Raw genomic sequence first — 22,324 nt, 5'->3', positions numbered from 1 at the left:
ACACCGCAATGCACGGGCGGGATTGCTGCAATGTCAGTGGGTTAGCGATTAGGCAGATCGCGGGGTGTTACTGCGTGCGGTGGCCGGTAAAGGCCATCAGATCGGCCAGGCGTGCCGACCGGCGCAGGGTGGCGGCCCGGTTGCGTGCGCCCAGCCGTTCCGCCCGTGCCTGGGCGCTGCGGCGCAGTGGCGTGGCCAGGATCGACGGCAGTCGCCCGGGCACCGGCCAGGGCATCAGTCGCGCAAAGGCACACAGCCCGCCGGCAAAGCGGCGCAGGACGGGGTCGGTCACGGCCACGAACGCCTCCGTCGAGCCGGGATCGCCCTGCCGCCCGGCACGCCCCATCAGCTGCCGGTCGATACGGCGGCTTTCGTGAAATTCCGAAAGGATCACGTGCAGCCCACCCGCCTGCCGGGCGGCGTCGGACAGTTTGATGTCGGTGCCGCGCCCGGCCATGTTGGTGGCGATGGTGATCTGCCCCGCCACGCCGGCGGTGGCGATGATCCGGGCCTCCTCCGCGTCCTGGCGGGCGTTGAGCACCTGGTGCGGATGGGCGCCGAGGGCCACCGAGATCCGTTCCGACACGTCGACGGATCGCGTGCCGATCAAGACGGGCCGACCCTTGCGGGCCATCCTGCGGGCACGGGCGACGATGGCGGCGATCTTGCGTGGCTCGCCGCGGAACAGGCGCGTGCGGAAGTGCCGGCGCCGCAGCCTTCGGTTCGTGGGGATGCGGGCGATCGGGCGGTCGTAGACCCGCGACAATTCCCGCCCGACTTCGCTGAGCGTTCCGGACATGCCGCCGAACCACAGGTAGCGGCGGAAGAATTCCTGGTAGGTGATCTGGGCCAGGGTGCGCCGCGCCTCGCTGACCGTCAGCCCTTCCTTGACCTCGACCATCTGGTGCAACCCGGCTTGCCATTGCCTGTCGGCGAGCACCCGGCCGGTGAACTCGTCGACGATCTGCACCTTGCCCTCGGTCACGATGTAATGCTGGTCGCGATGGTGCAGGTGCAGGGCCGACAGCGCGTGGCCGATCAGTTCCTCCCGCGCGCGGGGAATGGTCCAGAGCCCGGCGGCTGCGTCGATGGCGCGGGCGACGCGCTGGCGACCGGCGTCGGTCAGGTCGATGCGGCGGGCATCGGCGCGGATGGTGAAATCGGCACCTTGCCGCAGGCCACGCGCGACCGAGAGGGCCAGCGCGCAATCCTCGGCTCCGACCTGCTGATGCGGGGCGGCGATGATGAGAGGTGTCTGGGCCTCGTCGATCAGGATGCTGTCGACCTCGTCCACGATGGCAAAGCTGAGACCCGGCGGCGTGACGGGCGGTGCCGCCCCCTGGGCCAGGCGCATCGCCGCGCGCCGCTGGGGGGAAACCAGGTCATCGCGCCCCAGCCGTCCGCGCAGGTAGTCGAAGACGAGCGTGGTGTTGGAGACGTGCAGGATCGCCGCGCGGTAGGCCTCTGCCTTGGCTGCGGGATCGGTGTCGGGCGCGACCTGGGCCGAACTGAGGCCGAGCAGGTCGTAGATCGGGCGCAGCGTCTCGTAATCTCGTTCCCGCAGGTATTCGTTCACCGTGACGACGTGGGTCGGTACACCGGCCAGCGCGGCGGTACAGGCAGCAAGGGCGGTGGTGGCCGTCTTGCCCTCGCCGGTGGCCATTTCGGTCAGATGCCCGGCCAGGATGTGGCGCGCGCCCATGATCTGCACCTTGTGGTGACGGTAGCCGAGGGTACGGAACGTCGCCTCGCGGACCAAGGCGAAACTGTCGGTCACGGCGGGGCCGGTCAGCCCCTGTTCCAGCAGGGCGGGGCGCAGGGCTTGGGCGGCCTTCTGCAGCGCCGCGTCGTCGAGATCGGCCAGTCGCCGTCCACGTCGGATCACCCGGCCGGCAAAGCGCCAGTCGCCGGGGCTGACCGGGCGGGCTCGGGGGTGCAGGCGGGTGAGGGCGACCAGCGCTGCCTCGTCCCACCATTTCAGACGCGGATGACGTCGTTCGGGGCAGGCGGTCGGCGCGCGGTCGCGCCCGATCCATGGGCGCTGTCGCCAGGGCGGCAGGACCGACAGGTCAGACATCGCCGAAATGCCGAAGGAAGGAGCGGCGCAGGGCCCGCCAGCCACGATAGCCCAGGGGTTCGGTTCCGAAGTCCAGCCGGACATGGACGCGCCCGTTGAAAACTGCATCCGGCAAAGGCGTGTCGGTGTCGAGGTCCAGCACGATCAGGGGATCGACCGGGCTGTCGGGGGTCGTCGGATCGGTGGCAATCTGACCGCCATTGGCGCGGGCAAGGACCGGGCTGGGCAGGTCGCGACCAAGCGCCGGGACGATCCGCGTGACGGCGGCGCGCTGCGTGGCGGGGCGCAGGGCCAGCCGTATCTCTGCGCTGACATAGCGGCGGTCGATCAGTTCGGCCATGTGCTCGGGCGCGACGGCGCGGATGCTGCGGGTCGTCGCGGGCAGGATATGCCCGGCCGTGCTGCCCTGGGCGAGGTATTGGCCGACCATGTCGGAGGCCGGCGGCAGGTCGACGCGCCCGTCCAGCCCGGCCCGCAGGGTCAGCCCGGCGAGGGCCTCGTCTGCGCGGGCGAGCTCAGTCTCGGCCTGGCGCAGGGTTTCGGCGGCGATGGCGATGCCGGTGCGGTCGCTGACCTGGGCGATGCGCAGGGTCTGGCGGGCCTCCGCCACCTCTGCGGCCAAGGCCTTTTGCCGGGTCACCAGGTCGGAGTCCTCAAGCTGCAGGATGGGTTGGCCGGCAGTGACGCGCGTGCCGGGCGCGACCAGCACCCGGGCCACGGTGCCGCCGGTTTCGGGGCGCAGATAGGCGTTGTCGGGCAGCCAGACCACGCCCTGGACATGGTGGCGCAGGGGCATCGGCACGGCGAATAGCGCAAGGGCAACCAATGCGATCACACCGCCGCCGATCCAGGCCGCGCGGCCGCGTTTCTCGGCCAGGCGCAGATCGGTGAAGAAGTGCTTGAGCACCTTGAAGGCGGGCAGGATCAGGCCTTGGAAGACCGACATACAGGCCAGCGCGACTCCGACGACGAAGTAGCTGCTGGCCACATAGAGCGAGATCGAGATCATGATCGCCAGTCGGTAGACGAAGGCCAGCGGCGCATAGAAGAAGAACACCCGCGCCTCGAACGGTGTTTCGCGGCGCGCATCCTGGGTCGGTGTCGACAAGAGCCGCTTTTTCAGCACCTTGCCCCACCAGGCATTGGCCCGCTGGCCCAGGTTCGGGATTTCGATCAGGTCGGAGAAGACGTAGTAGCCATCGAATTTCAACAGCGGGTTGCCGTTCACCGCCAGCGTCGAAAAGCCCGAGATCAGCATCAAGTTCCAGGCCGCGTCCCGCAACAGGCCCGGTTCGGCGGCGCGCCACAGGAAAAGCGCGGCGGAGGCCATTGCGACTTCGGCCATGATGCCCGCGGCACCGACCAGCGCGCGCGCCCGTTTCGAAGGAAAGGCGGCAGAAGCGGAGGCATCGACGTAGGGCACAGGGAAGAAGACCAGGAACATCAGCCCGACCTCGTGACATTCGCCACCATACCGTTTCAGCGCCAGCCCGTGGGCCAGTTCGTGCATCGCCTTCACCGATATGTAGACCGGGGCCATCAATGCCAGGTTCTGCAGGGCCAGGATTTCGCGGACGCCCTGGGCGGTCAGGTCTTCCCAGCTGGCGGGCAGGACGATGAGGGCCGACAGGGTCAGCGCAAGAAAGGCCACCATCCAGACCCAGCCCGCCGCCCCGCGCACCAGCGGTGCCAGCGCCTCCAGCAGGCGGTCGGGATCGAAAAGCGGCAGCGGGATCGACATGGGGTTCTTGAGGAATTTCAGGCGTTTCTGCGTCCGCTGCTTGCCCATGCGAAGCACCAGTTCCTCGGTCAGGGGGATCAGGTCGACGCTGAGAAGGTCGGATTGGTAGAGCTGGATCAGCAGCCGCACCACGTCATCCTGCGACGGCGCCCGGGGGCCCAGGCGATCGCAGGCGGCCTGCCATATCTCCTCCAGCGTGGCGTCGCCGGTCATCGCGCCGACAATCGCGTAGGTTTCGGCGGTGAAGCGGTGGTGCGTCGCGGCGACAGGGTCGCGGATCACGAACCACGGTTTGCCAAGGTAGCGGTGCAGCGCGATGTCGAGGCCGGGTTTCAGGGCCGGTTTCAGCGGTGCGACCCGATACCAGAGCTGCGAGTGGAACGCGCCGCTCATGGCCGCCAGGTCCAGAGCAGGACGCGGGTGCGTTCGATGATCGGTCGCCAGAGCGCATAGAGCCGGCTGGCCTCGCCGGCGCCGATCTTGGCGACGCCTTCAAGGCCGGGGCGCAGTCCGGCGGGCGGGTCGATCAGGCGCGCCTCCGCCCGGATGATCGCGCGGCCTTCGGCGGTGGTCGCGACCTCGGCCAGGCGGGTGATCTCGATCCCGATGGGACGGTTGCTGAGACCTGTCAGGGCCAGCGTACCGGTGGCTCCGGGGGTCACCAGCCGGGTGTCGTATTCGCCGATATCGAGGCTGAGACGATGCCCGTCGCCGCCCGCGATACGAAACAACGGATCGCCCTTTTCCACCGGCGCACCCAGTTGCTGGCTCAGGTCGCCCTCGACCACGAGGCCGCCGAGGGGCGCGCGGATCGCGACGCGGTCCAGCCGCAGGCGGGCCAGTTCGGTTTCGGCCTCGACCCGGGCGATGCGCGCGGCCAACTGGGCCAGCGTGGCGCGGTCGGCCTCCGCCAGGGCGGCGTTGCGTTCCTGTTCCAGCCGGGCGCCTTCGCTTTCCCACTTGGTCAGTTCAAGCCGCAGGTCGCGGTCATCGAGCCGCGCCAGCACCTGACCCGCCTGAACCCTGTCCCCGGCGCGGATCGGAGCCGCATCGACGAAGCCGTCGAAGGGCGCGACGGCGACCCGGCTGACCGCGCCCTCGATCCGGGCGGGGGCGGTGACGCGCAGGGTGGTCTGGCTCAGGGCCAGCCATGCAACCACGGCGACCAGCGCGAGTGCCGCGATCTTGATCCCCGGGTGGCGCGGGCCGAACAGCGCGGTGGCCGATCGGGCGGTCCAATGCGGTAGCCGACCGGCAAGCAGTTGATGCGCCTGCATCTTCATCCCGATCAGAGGGGCGGAGAGGTCGGCGATATCTTCGAATTTCCGGGCCGTGGCACGGTCGAACGGTGTGGCGTCGGCCTCCATCCGCTCCGCGCTGAGCACACCGATAAGCCGCCCGCGCACCACCAGCGGGACAGAGATCATGGCCACGGTCCCGGCCCGCGTGGCATGCGCCCGATGCGCGGCGGTGACAGAGGTCGGCTGATCCGCGGGGTAGGTGACGGGGTGCAGTTGCAGGCGCGCCTCCTCCATCGCCTGGACGAGGCCGCGGGCCAGTCTTGTGCGCGGTTTCACGTCGGCCGATTGCGACAGTGCCCGCAGCCTGAGCCGCCCGCGCCGCAGCAGGGCCACCGACACGCGGTCGGCGCCGATCAGCGGCTGCACCTCGTTGACGAGACTGCGCAGGGCGGCCTCGAGCGTGGGGCCGTCTTCCAGCGCGGCCAGAACGCCGACGGCCTCGCCCAGGGCATCGGCGCGGTGCAGGGCATCGGCGCCGTTGCGTTCCGCGATCAGGCCGTGCAGCCATCCGATCCCCCATTGTGCGCGGCGCAGGGTCTGGGCCTGCATGGCCCCCGGGGCGATCAGGCCCAGCACGGCCTGCGCCCGGCCCGCGACGATCACCGGCAGGCCAATGGCGCGGGTCTGGTCGTTGACGGGCCGGAGTGTCACCTGGCCCTCCTGCCGGGCCGCGCCGCAGGCCGCGCGCAGGGCATCGGCCTCGGGGTCCTCGGCGGCGGCGGGGCTTTGCGGCCAGCGCGCGGCGGTGGCCATCTGCCCCTCGTTTGTTTCCAGAAGCAGGATCGCGCGAGTCAGGCCAGGCATGTCACGACAGAAGAGCCGGAACCACGCCTCGACGAATTCGACGCCGGAGCCCGGGGTCAGGAACCGGGCCCAATCGGCATCCTGCGGGGCAGCGCCGGGCGTGTGCGACGTGGAGGCGGTCACTCAGCCGGGATCCTGTCGGTGCCCCAGTCGCCCGGCCGTGCCTTGCGGGCCGGTTTGCGGGGGTTCGCCTGCGCGCTGGCTTGCAGCGCGGCGGCAGAGGCGAAGAGCGCGAAGTCACTGGCGGACATGGCGTTGTCCTGCACGGCGGCCTCGAGTTCGGGCGCCGGGCTGTCGGTTTTCGCCTCGACCGGGACGGGGCGGGGCGTTGGGCTGAAATCGCGTTCGGTCGCGACGACGCACCATTGCGCAGGCGGTTCGCCGTCGCGCGAAGCGCGGAAGAGCGCGTCAAGCGCCTCGGCCATTTCAAGCGGCAGGTCCTCGCCACACCAGAGCCGCTTGTCGGCGGGAAGGACCCGGAGGTCGGTGTCTTCTGCCGCCGGTTCGGGGTCTGTGGGGGCGTTCTGGGTCACGGCGGAACCGGGGAATTGCTCCTCCAGTGCGGCCAGGTCGAAGGCGCACCATTCGCTCAGGAATGTATCTCCGCCCATTCGCCGCAGGGCGAAGAGCAGCTCGAAGGGCAGGTCGATCTGGTTGAAGATGCACAGCGCGGCCAGGTCGTCCTCGGGCTCTGACCGATCCGTTGTCTCGGGCTCCATCGGCTCCAGATCGAGCGGGCCGAAATTCAGGATCGCATCCAGGTCGCCGCCGCCACCGCCGATTGCGACGCCGGTTCGGGCCAGTTGGACAGAGCTGCCGCCAGTGGCGATCCGCGGAGCGGAGCTGAAGGACGCGCCGCCACCGGACGCCCCGCCCGAGCCGCCGCCCGAGGCGGAGGGTGTTCCGGCAGAGGGCGTTTCGCCGCCCGTCTCCGTCCCGGTATCGGTCCGGGCTATGGTCGTCAGGCGGGTCGGGTCGATCCGCGGGAAGGCGGCGAACCCGTCCCTGACGCCCGTGATGATCGCATCAAGTGCCGCATCATCGGCGCTGTCGACACTGCCGTCCCCGGTCACGTCGCCCGCCATCGCCGCGATATGCAGCGCATCGTACCCTGCGCGATCCGTCGCGGTGCCGTTGACCGACACGAGGTTCAGCGCGACCCGACCGTCGGCCCCGTAAGCGGCCCCGGCGAGCGTTCGGCCGAAGAGGCGCAGAACATCGTGCTGTCCGGCCTCCAGCGCGGTGGCGAAGGTCACGCTCAGGGTCATCAGGGTCAGCGCGCCCTGTGCGGCCTCGGTCGTGGTGACGTTGGCGCCGGTGATCTCGGCCTGGATGTCGGTGACCTCGATTGCGGCGGGATCGTAGAGCAGCGTGAAGACCAGGCTGCGCACCCCGCCATCGCTGGCAAATCCGATGGGCAGACCGGCGCGGCCATCGGGGTCGACAAAGCTCTGCCCGGGTCCGGCGATGGCATCGGCCATGGCGATGACGCCTCCGGTGCCGGTGATCGTCAACGTGGTTTCGTAAGCGCCGCCGGGCGAGGCATCGCTGTCGCCGTCCAGGTCGCCCAAGGGTCCGGTCAGGGCCGCGCTGCCCGAGAGGATGCGCAGCGTGTAATCGCCCGCCGGCATCGGCTCGGTCGGGACGAAGCGCAGGCTGTCGGTGCCGGAGACCAGCAGCGAGCCGCGGATAACCGTGCCGTCGCCGGCCGTCACCACGACATCCGGGGCCGGGCCGGGATCCGCGGGGCCGTAGAGGTTGAGCGGCCCGTTGCTGATCGCTCCGTTGAACCGGATGTCGATGCCATCGGGCGCGGCGTCGACGGTTTCGACGCGCAGGGTCGTGGGCAGGACGGTCAGTGTGCGGGTCCCGATCTGATGCGTCCCGTCCTCGTCCCGCGCGGTGACTGTGACGATGTAATCGCCCTCGGCATCATAGGTATGCGTCGCCGTGCTTTCGTCGCCCGCAACTGTGCCCGAACGGCCATCGCCCCAGTCGATGATCCATTCGGTGATCGTATCGAGCCCGGGATCGGCGGCGGCAAAGCCGATCTGGGCCGGGAATTCCGCCCGCACCCCGGTGGGCAGGGTCACGGCACCGGAGGGCGCGACGTTGGTCACGCTGACGCTCAGGGCCCGGGTTGCGATACGGCCATCGGCATATTCCGCCTGGATGTCGAGGGTCAGGTCCTGTGGCCCATCGGTGGCGACGACGCGCAATTGCCCGCCCTCGGTCAGCGTCGCGCCGCTGGGCGCCGTGACCAGCGAGAATACGGGCGCGGCCTGTCCCTGAACGGCAATTGTGGTCAGCGCCAGGCTGAGGGTCTGCCCCTCGGCCACGGTCTGCGGGCCCGGGTCGTTGATGCCGATCTCGGGTGCTTCGACGGTGATCGTCACCAGCGTTTCCGGCCCGTCATCCTGTCCGTCATTGGCGCGGTAGCTGAGGTTGTCGCTGCCCCAGAAATTCGCGTTCGGCACGTAGTTGATGCGCCCGTCCGGCAGCACCGTCGCCGTGCCGTTGGCGGGGGCGGCCGTGATCGTGACACTCAGCGTATCGCCGTCCGGATCGCTGTCATTGGCCAGCACGTCGATCACGATGGGGCTGAAGGCCGGGCCGGTGGTGCTGTCGGCCAGCGATACGGGCAGGCCGTTGGGCGGCGCGGTGACGCTGATCGACACGGTGGCGGGCGCGCTGTCCTGCAGGCCGTCCGAGACAACGTAGGCAAAGCTGTCGGGGCCGGTATAGCCGCCATTTCCGGAATAGCTGATCGTGCCATCCGCAAGGACGGTCGCGGTGCCGTGGTTGGGCTGCGTGGTGATCCGCGGCGTCAGGGTGGCGCCTTCGGGATCGCTGTCATTGGCGAGAACGGCGATGATCGTCGACTGGCCCGAGGTGACGGTGGCGCTGTCGGCGCCGGCGGTCGGGGCTTCGTTGGGCAGGTCGGTTACGGTGATCGTGACGGTGGCCGGGGCGCTGTTCTGCTGACCGTCCGAGACGGTATAGGTGAAGCTGTCCGTGCCGGTGAAGCCGGTGGTCGGCACGTAGCGGATTTGCCCGTTGGCCAGAACGGTGACGGTGCCATTTGCGGGGGCGGTGGCGATGACCGGGGTGAGGGTGTCGCCCTCTGCGTCGCTGTCGTTGGCCAGGACGGGGATGTCGACCGTTTCGTCCCGGGTGACGCTGGCGATGTCGTTCGCGGCGACCGGCGGGGCATTGGTCGTGCCGACCTGGATCGTGACCGTGGCCGGGGCGGAGGAGAATTCTCCGTCGCTGACCGTGTAGGTGAAACTGTCGGTGCCGCTGAACCCTGCCTGCGCGGTGTAGATGATCGTGCCATCGGACTGGAGCGCTGCCGTGCCGTTGGCCGGGGCATCTTGCAGCGTGACGGTCAGCGGGTCGCCGTCGGGGTCGGTGTCGTTGACCAGCGGGTTGATCGTGACCGGTTGGCCCGCAATGGCGCTGGTCTGGTCGTCGCGCGCCGTCGGCGTACGGTTCGCGGCGGCGTCCAGCGAGACCGACAGGACCTCGACCGAAGAGCCGAGCGCACTGGCCCCGATCATGTCGAGATAGAGCGACAGGAGCGCGTCCTGAGGCACGGTGCTCAGGTCGATGCGCACGGTGATCTGGTCGCCGGGCCAGGCCATGCCGGTGCCGGTCAGGCCGGTGACGCTGACCCCCGCGCCGGCATAGACGCTGCCATCGGCCTGCAGGTTGAAGGCCGCATCCGCATTGCTCAGCCCGATGGGCGAGATCGGAGTGGTGCCGGTGTCGGTCTGCGCGGCCAGGGCGATCTCGAAGGCGTCCTGGGGACCGTCCTCTCCGTCCGGTTGCAGGTTGTGGCGCAGGCGGATCGTCAGCGTGCCTTCGCCCGGTTGCAGGTGGAAATCCTGACGCGCCCGGCCATCGTTCGGCACGCCTTCGGACAGGGTCAGCGTGCCGGCGTCGATCTGCGCGACGCCCGACAGGGTCCAGCCCATGGCGTCATCCGAAGGATCGGAGACCGCGAAATCGCCGTTGCTGAACGGCCCGCCCGACGCGCCGTCGCCACCCGGGGCCGAGACGTATTGGCTGTCGACATCCTTGCGGGCCTCGGCCAGTTGCAGGTACCAGGCGGCGAGTGCGCGGGCCTCGGACGCCTTGGGCATGTTCGCGGTGTCGTTCAGCGCGATGGCGACCAGTTTCTTCTGGTTGTCGCTGAGCGCGGTCGCATATTCCGAGGACATGACCGTATTGGCGGTCCCCTGCGGCATCACCTGCCCATCGGCATTGTATTCGTCGAACAGCCCCAGCGTGTGCAGGAATTCATGCGCCACGTACCAACCGATCCGTTCCCCGAGATCGCCGAGCGTATTGGCCCATGAGGTCGTGGTGCCGCGTTTGGTCCGGTCGGCGTAGACATCGTAGAACAGCGACCGGATCGCGGCATCCACCGGGACCGAGATCGCGCGCCCGTTCTCTTCGACGTCGCGGTTGATTGCCAGGCGGAGCCGCGCAAGGACCTGGGTGTCGTTCAGATCCGCGCGTAGCGTGTAGGGCTTGTCGGTCGAGGTCAGGCCGCCGAAGGTCTCGCGGTCGACATCCAGCCGGCCCGACGCGCCGGGGGCGGGGTTGCCGCGCGCTGCCTGGCTTTCGGTCCAGGCCAGGGCCTTGGTCAGTTCGTCCTGATCGAGCGCCTCGTAGTGGTAGTCGACCCGCGCGCCGGATTTTGCCGCGTCGGTCAGTTCCAGGACGTCCGATTTCACGAAGTCGCCCAGCACGGCGGTGACGCTGGCCATGACCGCCTTGTTCAGTTTCTGTTTGTCGGCATCCGACAATTGCAGGGCCGCGCCACTTTCAAGCGATGCGACGATCGGGGCGTAGATCAGCTTGATGAAGTCAGCATGTTCGCCGGTATTGAGCGCCATGTCGGCCCCCGGGAAACGCGCGGTTCCCAAGGTCGCCCGGAGCGCCGCAAGGCGATTGTCCAGCGAAACGCGGTTGATCCCCAGCGTCTGTTCCTTGCGGGCCTGGACCTTGACCTTGATGCTGCCGATGCCCTTGCCGCCGACGTTCAGGTCCAGTTCGGTCTCGGCGTCGATAGCGGGTCGGTCGGGCGGCATCTTCTTGGGCTCGAAGGTCAGCTTGGCATCGCCTTCGCCGCCCGATCCGCCGTCCAGCTTGAACCAGGTCGAGGTGGCGCCTGTCCGCAGGATGCCGTCATTCTGCGTCTGGCTCTTCAATGCGACGTCGAGCGCATCGGTGCCGGGCAGATCAATCTCGGTCTTTTTGCCTTCCCTGACGCTGCCCATGTCCAGGACACCGTCCATCGTGTTCTGGTCCGCGATGTCCAGCAGGTAGTGCAGCGACACCGTGGTGCGGGCCATCTCCACGCCTTGGGCGCTCAGCTCGACCACGTCGATGGTTTCGCTCTTCAGCCCGGACGCGGTCATCTTCTTCAGCTCTTCCAGCGGGAAGGCGGCGGTGATTTCAAAGGCGATGCGCTGTTGGCCCTGAAGCGTCACATCGCTGGACGTGCCATTGGTAAAGGTGATGTCTGCGGTGACCGGGTCGTCGTTCTTCGTGAATACGCCGTCGAGCGCCGCGGCGTTGCCGACGCTGGCCGGAGCCGTGCGGCGGATCGAGACCCAATCTGCCAGCCCGTCGGCGGCCTCAAGCCGGAACCGCTGCGGCGCGGTGCTGAAATTGTTGACGACGAAGCGATTGCGGTTCTTGTCGTTCAGCTTGTAGCCTAAATCCTTCGAGATCAGGCGCAGGTCCGCATTCTTGGTCGCCAGGGTGGTGTCGCTCATGTCGTTGTTGAAAAACAGCGTGGCATCGTCGTGATAGACGCTGTTGTCAGTAATGCTCAGCCCGCCATGCCCGATATCGTCGATCAGAAGAACGTTTCGCGACGCGGTCTCCGAGGGGGCGTAGGAAAACTTCAGGTAGCCCGCGCGGTTGCGGATGGAGTCCGGGACTTCCAGCGTCACGCGGAAGGCCTGCCCGTTGAAGGTGCTGAGATCGGTCCAGTGCTGTTCTCCGCCCCCGACAGGTTTCAGGGAGGTCTGCTCTCCGTTCATATCGACGAAGTACGTGGTCAGGGTCATAGGTCCCGGCAAGAAACCCTGTACCCGGTCGAAATCGACCGTGAAGCCCATCGTCCCGACCTTGGGCATGACGAACCGATTGGACTGGTATTCGGACTTGCCGATCAGGGCCAGCTTGTGATCCAGGAAATTCGCTTGCAGATAGCTGATGAAGATCGGGATCAGGCTTTCCAGCAAAGCGGCTCCCATTTGTTTGCCGATCGACAGTTTCTTCGTGGAGTCCGTGCCGAGCGCCTCATGCCAGCTAGGCTTGGCGATCTTCGTATCGCCCACGGCGTCCTTGAGCTCTTTCCGAGACGCCTGGATCGACTTGCGCAGGACCTCCATCAGGTTCCGTATTCCAAGGTCGTCGACATCTTTCTTGAGCAAATCGTCGATGCCGGAGGACAGCGCGGCCGAGAATGCCTCCTGTATGCCTTTCGCAGTAACTTGGGCCCCTTCTCCAGTCAGGCGGCTCCGCGCGATGTTCAGAATGTTCTTCAGGACGCCGGCGACTGTATCCTTCAAGGTGTCCAGGGCGCGCTTCCCGGTGTCGTCTCCAAATCCAGACAAGGTGATTTCGTCGGTCGTGAAGTAATGAGCGAAATCGGTGACGGCCTGAAGGAAGCCGCCGCTGCCGCCGTGGAACGCCCAGCCCGCCACTTCGTAGCCGTGCGGATTGTCGCCGAAGGGGAACGGCACGCGACCGTAGATTGCCCGGAAACTGCTTTCGAAATCGCCGTTGTAGATCAGCGGGATCGGGACGGAGGCATCACCGATCTCGGTGTTGATCGTCTTGGCGGCATCGGGGCGTTTGGCATCCTTTTTCTTCGGCCGCTCGGACAGTCCACCGCCCAGGTCGCTGTAGAAATAGCCGGTGCCGATGCCCTCCCACGGGCTGCGGTCGACCTTGGGGCTGGTGGCGCGCAGCCCTTCGGCGCCCTTGGTCACCGTGCCGAAGGTCACGTCGGTTTCGAATTCCCGCGCCCGGTACCAGCTGAACGGGTTCAGGCGCGCCGGTGAGGTATCGCTGTAGAACCGGGACAGCGTGCCCAAAGAGGATGTCGGCCCCTCGATCCGGTCGAAATCGTAAAGCGACCGCCAGATCGGATCCGGGGCGCCGCCCGCCACGGCATAGCTGCCGCGGTTCAGGTCGGCAGTGCCACCATAATAGGTCAGCGCGCGGTTGTGGGCCGTTCCCCAGCCGATGCCCAATTCGCCAAACGCCCCGAAGTCGAGCCGTGGCCAGTTGTCGTCCTCGACGAAGCCCGGCAGTCCGGTCAGACGCTTGTTGATATCGGCGCCGTCCAGGGCGCGTCCCGAAACCGTCAGGCTGAACTGGTCCGGGTTGGGCTTGAACAGCTCTTTGAGGATCGGGATTTTGGGCACTGTCAGGCTGTGCAGCAGGCTGTCGTAGCTGGGAATTTCCTGCGGAACGTTCTGGTAGTAATTGTCGGCGAAATCGATGCCGTCCCAGATGCGGACCTCCGGGTCCTTGAAGTCGGTCCAGTCGATATTGGCAAAGCCCAGGGCATTGGCCGCCCTGCCGATCACGCCGGCCGCCTTGCTGACCCGTTGCAGGGCCAGTGCCACGGGGGGCGACACGACCGCGGCGGCGATCGTACCGACGTTGGCGGCGGCGGCCAGCCCGTCGAGATAGGCCTTGATCGGCAGGTTCTTGGTCTTGTCGACGCCGTCGAAGGGGTCGATCGTGGTGAACTGCACGTCGATGTCGCTTCCCTTCATCGCCGGGTAAGTGGCGAACATCCGTTGCACGATCTCGGAATTCACCACGGCACCGCGCCCGTGGCCGATGAAATGCCAGTTGGCGGACGTGAAGAGCTTGCCGCTTTGCAGGTAGTCCAGGTGGGCGAGCGACGCGAACATGGCCGAGGCCGCACCCTCGGCAAAGCCGGCATCGTTGATCGTGCTTTCCGACTGCCAGTCCATCAGCAGAACGACCGGCCCGCCCTTGCCATCGCCAATGGTCCGCCCTTTGGTCAGGGACGTGAATTTGCCCGTCGCAGGGTCATGAAGGGCCAGCACGCCGTTGTTGTTGGTCGCGATGTCATGGCCCAGCGTGTAGGTCAGGCTCTCGGTCGGGCCGCCGCCATGGAACAGGCTGAAATCGTGGGTGATGACGGTGACGTTGTCGATCGACTGACTTGTCGGGTTTGTGGGTTCCTCGGCCGCGCCGACGGTGAAGCTCTGGGAGAGTTTGACCCGGCGGTTTTCCTCGTCCTGGGCCATCACGCCCCAGAAATAGGTCTGGCCGCGTGTCAGCTCCAGCCCCGGGGGCAGGCGGAAGGACACGTTGCCATCGGCGCCCGGCGCCTTGAACTTGCGCGCATAGATCCGGTTGCGGTTACCGTCGCGGAACAGCAGCCGCCCGGTATCGGACGTGTCCTGCGGAACGTCAGAGGTGGCGATCGCCACGTTGATGTCCTGGTACGGATCCCACAGGAAGTTCTCGTCCTTCAGCCGTGCGAAAAGCTCGTCGTCGACCTCGTCCGGGAACAGCCCGGCGCCTTGCGGCACCACGGCGAGGAAGAAGGTCGATTCAAGTTCTTCTTCGCCCAGGTTCCAGGTGAAGGTCGGGCGGTTGTCGGTCAGCGGGCCGTCCGACGGGACCGGAGAGATCAGGCCGAGGAACGGCGCCTGGCTGATGACGTTTTCGACCCGACCACTGGCCGAGATCGGGACATTGTCGGACCCTTCCACGCTGGGGCGGGTCGTGTAGGTGCTGAAGCCTTCGCGGTAGATCGCGTAATCGGCGGCGATGTCGATATCTTCGTTGATCCCGTCGCGCGAGGACCAGGTCACGGCCGCAGTCCTGACATTCACATAGGGGTCCGGGCCGAAGACGCTGCCATCGTTCACGCGCAGGTCGTTCAGTGCGAAGTAATAGGGCCGCAGGCTGATGCCGGTCGACTCACTGTCGAAATAGCTGTCGCTGACCTCGAGCAACGCGTCGATGTCATAGCCCCCGATCAACCCGGTCGAGCCGTAGCCGCCATACAGCGTGCGAGCATCCCCCGATATCGCCACACCGGTGCCGAAGGCGTTCGAGATCGGGCGCAGCGTCCCGGCGATCCGCGGCTCTGCGCCCTCGGGCAGGTTGTTGTCTTCCGGCAGGCCGAAAGGGTACTTGATCAGGGCAATGCTGCTGCCGGCCTGGTAGACCTCCTGCCAGAGCACGTCACTGAACCGTCCGGCCGTGTAATGCGGGTCGCGGGTGGGGTTGTCCTGTTCGAACCGGTTCTGCCCCATGACGAAGGCATATTTCAGGTCGGGGCTGATCGCGATGCCCGCGGCGTCGTTGATGTCGAAGCTGTCCCGCTTGGCATTGAACAGGACGTCGACGTTGTTGTTGCTGATGCTCTGGGGGCCGGGGGTCAGCAGGTTGAAGTCGAAGGTCTGGAACAGTGTCCAGCTGGTGCCCTCGCGCCGCAGCACGATCACGCCGTTGATGTCCTGGTGCGCCGACTTGTCGGTGATCATCGCGTAGGTCAAGCCGTCGAAATTGACGACGGTACGCACGTCGTAGGGCTGGCGCAGCGGGATCGTCGTGGAGCCTTCGACGCCATTATGTTTCTGCGGCAGGGAGGTGAATTGCGCGGCGATCCTGTCGGGGTGGAACAGCCGTGTGGCGGTGTTGATCTCGTTCGAAGACGTGTCGAGGTTGGCCAGGAATTCCCGGATGGGGGGCATGTTGAAAATCAGGATCGTGCCTTCGCCCGTGCCCGAGAAGGTCGAGTTGCGCGTGCCTGTGAAAATCAGCTGCGTGCCGTCCGGCGTGTAGGACATGTGGCGGCTGCCATAGTCGAACAGCCGCCCGGCCGTGTGCACGACCTTGTACTGGTTGTCGCCCTCGGCGATGTCGATGATGTAGACGCGGTCGTTGAAATAGTCGTTGACCAGAAGGTAGCGGTTGGTCGGATCCAGCGTGATGTCGAACGGCGCGGCAGAGGATTTGCCGTTCTCGTCCCTGGTGCCCAGCTGGATGAAGCCGGTGGTCGTGTCCTTTTCCGGATCGCCTTCGGTGTCGATGTCGATCTGCGCGCCGCTCACCAGGTCGACGACCGCTACGCCGCCGGCATTCTGCAGCGTGACAAAGGCCAGGTTGGCCTCGGCCAGGGTGGCGACGTTGCGGGGCAGGGCGGTGCCCTTGGTCACGATCGGCGCACCGTCTTCGTCGAGATGGCCAATGGGGATTTCCAGAACCGGCGCGGGAATGTCGTCGTTCACGTTGGGGTCGCGTTCCAGCAGCACCATCTTGTCGACACCGCCTGCGGCCACCGTGTGGCCCTGCTCGTCGATCAGCGACCCGTTCTGGACCAGTGCGATCGTCGCCTCGCCGTTATTGCCCAGCGTGATCTGGTTCGACCGGGCGGCACCGTAGCCGTGATAGCTCTTGTCCATGGGGCCGGCCTTGGCGCCCTTGGGGGCTTTTTCGCCTTCTTTCACCAGCTTGATCTCGGGGTCGAAACGCAGGACCTGGACCGGCGACCCGCCAAGCGACACATCGCGGGGCACTTCCGGGATCTGGATTTCCTGGCTGCTGCTGCCCTCGATGGCCGTAGGCCTGACCTCCATCGCGACGATGTCGCCGGACAGGCGGATGATCTGCGGGTCCTGGTCCTTCTCGCGTTTCAGCTCCTGGATACGGTTGGTCAGCGTGTCCTGCTGATCGTCGGACAGATCGCCGAAGACCACCCAGGTCCAGGGTATCTGGTCGAGGATGGTGTTCAGGTCTTTCGGGTCCAGCTTTGCCGTCAGGCCCGAGGTGAAGTCGAGGCCCGTCAGCGTAAGTTTCACCACGTTGTCGATCGACCGGGTGACCGAGGCCTGTGAGATCGCGGGCAGGATGGTCTGGTCGGGAACGTCCAGGTCCTGCATGGAAATCTGTGCCAGGAAGGACGCACCGCCGGGCTGGATGTCGATGGTCTGGGTCTGGCCCTGGATCAGGCCGGACGGGTCGATCTTGGCCAGGAAGATATCGGTCGATCCGGTCGGATAGGAGATCGTGACGAAATTGCCGTTCTGCGTCTTGCCAATCGTGGTGTTGCCGACCTTGCCGGTCATCGCCGTGGTCATGTCGCGGCCAAGTTCGAGGTTGGCATAAACCTGGCCATTGGCACGGGTGGTGCCTCCGGTCGGCACCTTGGACACCAGGGCGGTTTGGTTCGAGAATATGCCTTCGCCCGCGACAGATACCGTGTGGGCAAACCCGTTGGCATCGACGATCCCGGTCGCCACCTCTTCCCAACCCCAGACCCAGCCTTCCGCGGTCGGAAGCGGTGCAGATTTGTGGAAGACGACCGTATCGCCTTCGTCGAAATTCGTCGGGATGGACAGCTGGATCGGCTGTGCCAGCATCAGGTCGCCGATATCGATGTCGAAGGCGGCGCCGTATTCGAAACCATTGCCCGGCTCGATATAGGCGTAGGGCAGTTCGCTCTGGTCCATCGCGGTGATCTTCGCCGCAAAACCTTCCTGCAAGGCCCCGGGCGGGATCCGCAGTTGGTAGCCTTCCGCGTTCTCGATCACGCCGCCCTCGGCGCCGATCATGCTGCCAGAGGCCTGCGGCGCGGCGACGGCCACGTCGACGAAGGCCTCTGCCCCCTGGTAGATGACCGTGATCCGCGCCGACCCCGTACCTTGCGCGGTGACATGGCCGTCCGCGTCGACCGTCGCGACACTGGCGTCGGAGGTGTAGAAGGCGGGAGCCGGGCCGTCCTCTTCGGTGATCGGCTGATCGTCGGGCCCCAGCAGACCGATGGTTTCACCCGGCCCCCCCAGCCCGAGCGTCAGCGAGGCGGGGAAGGGGGTGAAGCCAAGCAGGCTCAGGTAGTTGGTCGCGTCGCTCTGTTGCCCGACCTTGATCACCGTGACGGCCGTCGCCTCTCCGCGTTTGGCGATAAGCGTGGTGGTGCCGTGGTCCAGCCCCCGGATCTGCCCGTCCTCCGTCAGCGCTGCGATGCTCGTGTCGCTGAGGCTGAGGGTCAGGTAATCCGGCGGCAGCGGAACCCCGGTCGCGCCGTCGGCAAAGCTGCCGCTGAAGCGCAGCGGCAACGCCTGCCCAAGGGCGAGGCGCGGTTCGCGGGTGATGATGTCGATGGCGGTGAGGGTCGGGTTGGTGACCTCGACGGGCAGGTCGATCTCTGCCGTGGAATAGCCGTCATCCACGGCAAGCCGGATTGTCGCGGCGCCGGTGAAATCGTCCGCCGGGGTGAAGACCACGCTGCGGCCGTCACGCGACATCCGTGCAGTGCCCCCGGTTGCCGACAGGATCGCGGCAAAGATCGCGTCGCCCGCGGGGTCGGCGGCGATGTCGGTCAGGGCGATCTCGACCGGCAAGCCGGAATAAGCGCCGATATCGGGGGCGAGCGCCTCCGGACCCATATTCGCACTGCGCCCCAGCATCCGAGCGTAAAGCCCGGTATCGACATTGTCCGACGCGCCATCGCCGTTCAGATCGGCGGGCAAGGCGTCCGCATCCGCCGCGTCCACGCGGCCATCGCCGTTCAGATCGCCCAGCAGGGACAGGCTGACATTGCGCGTCCCCTGCGCGCCGTTCAGGCCCAGCAGGTGAAGCCCGGCGGTCTCCGCACTCAGCAGAAGCGTGGTGACGCCATCGGCGCTGGAGCGGGTCAGGACGGTCAGCCCGGTGAGGGACACTGCATCCTCGACCGGGCCTTCGACCATCAGCGTCAGAAGGATCGGGCCATCGGCCACCTCGCTGCCGCGCAGGTGCAGCGCGATCTGGGCCGTTCGGTCAGTGCCGAAGGTGGCTGCGAAGGGCGTCGTTCCGGCCTCGGCCAGCGACGGCGCAAGCGCGGCCAGCGGACGGGCCGTGCCGGGCTCGTCGGGGTCGAACCATTGCATCGTCGCGGTATCGGCCAGCAGGGTGCCTTCGGGGGACCAGGCGTAGCGTGCCGCCGCCCCGCTGCCGACCTCGCGCACCATGGTCAGCTGCCCGGCGCCGTCATAGCCGTAGACGATCCGCTGGCCATCCGCGCGCTCCATCGCGCTGAGCCGTCCGGCCCCGTCGCGTTCGAAGGACACCAGAACCGCGCCATCGTGCGAGATGGCGCTGTCGCCTATCCGAAGCATCGTGCCGTCGGCGAAGGTAACGGTGCGGATCGTGCCTTTGCCGGTGACGCCATATGCCGTGCCATCCGGGCCGGTCAGGGTGAAGAGGGCCGCGCGGGCCAGTGCCGGGTCCCACGGCTCGGCGCTATACGGGTCGAAGAAGCGGCCACCGGACAGCGCCAGGAAGGGTGTCGCCGCTGTCAGGGTCCAGCCCGTGCCGCCGGTATCCGGCGTGAAAGTCGGCCGCGCCAGGGTGCCACCGCCGAACCGTTCGACCTCGGCCCCGATGGTAAAGCCGACGCGCGTGTTGTCCGGCAATGTCAGTTGCAGGCGGCTGCCCGTGGTCATGCCCTGTGGCGCGTTCGTCGCGCTGCGGCCCGTCGCGCCGGGTTCGACCTCGATGTCCACGCTTTGCCAGCCGGCGACCCAGCCCGCCCCCAATTGCCCCGGACGACCGGGCTGAAGCGGATCGTGGCCGCGGGTCAGGGCAAAGCTGTTGCCGGCCACTTCGATCACCGTGTCGACCTGGGTCAGCACGGTGCGGTCCGACTTCGCGGCGGCCGAAACCTCGACATTCGTTTCCGTCACGCTCTGCCGTCCGTTCAGGTCCACCGCGCGCAGCGTCAGCCGGTAGAACCCGTTGGCAAGCTCCGCCGGATCGATCCGTGCCAGCGCACCGGCCCCGGTTTCGGTGCCCGAGGCAAGCAGGATGTCCCGGCCCGACAGAAGGTGGCGGGCGGTCAGGCTCCATTCATCCAGCGCGGCGTCCTCGACGCTGCCCAGAAGATCGACGGGAGCGGTGATCGGGGCGTTGCCAGCAGGCGGGACGAGAGACAGGACAGGCGGCGCGGTATCGGCCGGATCGCGGACGCGCAGGACGGTTTCCGCGACCCCGACCGCGCCGTTTTCGCCAACCGCCTCTGCGCGGACGACGATCCGGCCGGGAACGGAGGTGGTGAGCGTCAGCTTGCCGTCGGGCCCCAGTGTCACCGCATTGCCGTCGACCAGAACGCGGGTCTCACCGATCCGGCCCAGGCTTTCCGTCAGGACCTGCAGGGTGATCTTCTGTCCTGGCGGCACCGGGAAATCGGGCGTCGCCAGAAGCGTGACGGAGGGGGGCTCGGGCGTGGCGGTGACCCGGATCAGCAGCGGGCGCCGCGTCTCTGCCATGCCGTCGGTGACGGTCACGTAGAGCAGGGTGTCGCCCATCTGATCCACACTCGGTGTCCAGGTCAGCACGCCGGACATGCTGTCGAATTGCGCTCCGGCAGGCAGGCCTTCGATCCGATAGCTCAGCGTGTCGTCTTCGTCCGGATCGGCGCCGGACACGGGCACGACCAGCGTGTCGCCCAGGGTGGCAAGGCGGTTCTGGACCGACAGGGTGGGCGCGCGATTGACGTTGTCGACGACCACCCGCACCGTCATCTCGCTGCGCGCGCTCGAGGGGTCGACGGCAGCGAAGGCCAGTTCATAGGTGCCGGCATCGCCGAAACCGGGTGTCCAGCTGACGACCCCGGTGCCCGGGTCGAAATCGGCCCCGGCAGGCAATGGTGTCACGGTTTCGAAGAGGATCGGGTCGGCATCCGGATCGCCGCCCAGGATCGTGAAGGACAGGGCCTCGCCCTCCAGCCCCCGTTGCGGTGGCAGGGGCGTCAGCACGGGCGCGGCGTTGGTGTTCGTCACTTCGATCGAGATCGTTTCCGAATTTGACCCATGGCCGTCCGTGACCGTGAGGACGATATCCTCGTAAAGCCCGGCATCGAACCCGCCTGGCAGCCAGGTCAGCACCCCGGTGGACGGGTCAAGTTGGGCCCCGGCGGGCAGGTTTTCTGCCAGGAAGGTCACCGGATCGCCATCCGCGTCCAGCGCGCCCAGCGTCAGTTCCAGCAATTCGCCCTCGGCCACGACCTGGTCGCCCACGGGGAACAGGACCGGGGCTGCGTTGCTGTCGCGCACGGTCAGGGTCAGCGTGACCTCGTCCCGACCGACGGGGCCGGTGCCGCCATTGCCGTCATCCTCCACGATCACCTTGATCGTGTGCATCCCGATCTGGCCTGCCGTCGGGGACCAGTTGAGCGTGGCCGTGCCATAGCTGACCCCGGGAACCAGCGTGGCCCCCTGCGGCAGCCCCTCGGCAGAGAAGGTGAGCGGATCGCCATCGGCGTCGACGGCGCGGATCGGCAGCGTGGCGGTTTCGCCCGCGACGGCGACGGCCTGGCCAAGCATGGACAGGCGCGGCGGAACTGCGGCGGCCTCGACCGACAGGATGAAGCTTTGTTCGTCGCGACGGATATCGGATGCCTCGCCGCCGCCATCATCCGTGGCGGTGATGGTGATCAGGTAATCGCCGCGGTCGAAGGCAGAGGGGGTAAGCCGGATGAGGCCACCATTCTCGCCGGGAACATGGGTGGCAAAGCCGCTGTCAGGCCCGAGGATCAGCGCCTCCACGTCGATGCCAACCCTGTCGGCACTGGCCAGCGGCACGAGCGTCACGGTCACATCGACATTGCCGCCATCGCCGTCGACCACCCCAACGGGGATATCAAGTGTCGCGCCCGCATCGAGTGTTCGGTTCTCCTGTTCCGGCAGTTCCGGGGGCAGGTTCAGGTTGGCCACATCCAGGATGAACTGCGCGCTGGTCGTGGCCGGCGTGCCGGTGCCGTCGCCATCGTCGGTGGCGGTCACGGTCAGCTCGTACCGGCCGGATTGGTCCAGGTCGGTTATCCACGACAACTGCGCGGTCTCCGGGTCGAAAGTCGCGCCATCAGGCAGGCCATCGATCGTGTAAGTGACGGGATGCTGTCCCGGCGCGTCGGCCGGGAAATGGAGCGTGCCATCCACAAGCCGGATCGGCGGCAGGCTGTTGGGATTGTCCGGATCGAAGGCGGCCAGCTTCAGGCCGAAGGGCTGTTCCTCGACCAGGGTGAAGGTGCCGAGATCGCGGAAGACCGGGGCGGCGTTGGCGTTTTCTACGATGATGGTCGCGGTGATCTCGGACGCTGTGGTGCCGTCGCTGACCCGCATCGGGATATCGTAGGTGCCCGACTGGACGTAGGAAGGCGTCCATTCGAACACCCCGGTTTCAGGGTCGAGCGTCGCACCCGCAGGCAGCATCGGGCTGTAGTAGTAAAGCTGCGCGCCCGGATCGACATCGGTTCCGCGCAGAGTGAACCGCAGCGGATCGCCCTGACGGATCGTCCGTTCGGGCTGCGGGGCAAGAACCGGCGCGGCGTTGGCATCG

General features: G+C 67.2%; 4 protein-coding genes (1 of these 4 only partly in view). All 4 read right to left on the bottom strand.

All coding sequences use genetic code 11. The features are described 5' to 3' along the window. Positions 1-67: 67 nt before the first annotated feature. Tightly spaced (each overlapping or abutting the next), the 4 genes in view from ATO9_RS13290 to ATO9_RS13275 form a layout consistent with a single transcriptional unit that may run on beyond the window. Entirely contained in the window at positions 68-2,077 is a 2,010-nt protein-coding gene (locus ATO9_RS13290; RefSeq protein WP_052418299.1) for a preprotein translocase subunit SecA, read from the bottom strand. Then, positions 2,070-4,211, bottom strand: coding sequence for a biotin/lipoyl-binding protein (locus ATO9_RS24305; protein ID WP_043749642.1), 2,142 nt, complete (start codon positions 4,209-4,211; stop codon positions 2,070-2,072). Before ATO9_RS24305 ends, ATO9_RS13290 begins: the two co-directional genes overlap by 8 nt. Then, positions 4,208-6,046, bottom strand: coding sequence for a GAF domain-containing protein (locus ATO9_RS13280; RefSeq protein ID WP_043749639.1), 1,839 nt, complete (start codon positions 6,044-6,046; stop codon positions 4,208-4,210). Before ATO9_RS13280 ends, ATO9_RS24305 begins: the two co-directional genes overlap by 4 nt. Continuing rightward, positions 6,043-22,324 carry the 3' portion of an Ig-like domain-containing protein gene (locus tag ATO9_RS13275; protein WP_043749637.1) on the bottom strand. 16,484 nt of this gene lie beyond the right edge of the window, so only the last 16,282 of its 32,766 coding nucleotides appear in the window; the start codon falls outside the window, past its right edge; it ends in the stop codon at positions 6,043-6,045. The genes ATO9_RS13280 and ATO9_RS13275 overlap by 4 nt, the downstream gene beginning before the upstream one ends.

It is taken from the genome of Pseudooceanicola atlanticus (assembly GCF_000768315.1).
In the GTDB taxonomy this organism is placed as follows: Bacteria; Pseudomonadota; Alphaproteobacteria; order Rhodobacterales; family Rhodobacteraceae; genus Pseudooceanicola; species Pseudooceanicola atlanticus.
This window is presented reverse-complemented; position numbering and strand designations above follow the sequence as displayed.

Excerpts from the sequence above, each read along its gene's own strand:
- ATO9_RS13290 (WP_052418299.1), bottom strand. The coding sequence starts at position 2,077 with ATGTCTGACCTGTCGGTCCTGCCGCCCTGGCGACAGCGCCCATGGATC.
- ATO9_RS24305 (WP_043749642.1), bottom strand. The coding sequence starts at position 4,211 with ATGAGCGGCGCGTTCCACTCGCAGCTCTGGTATCGGGTCGCACCGCTG.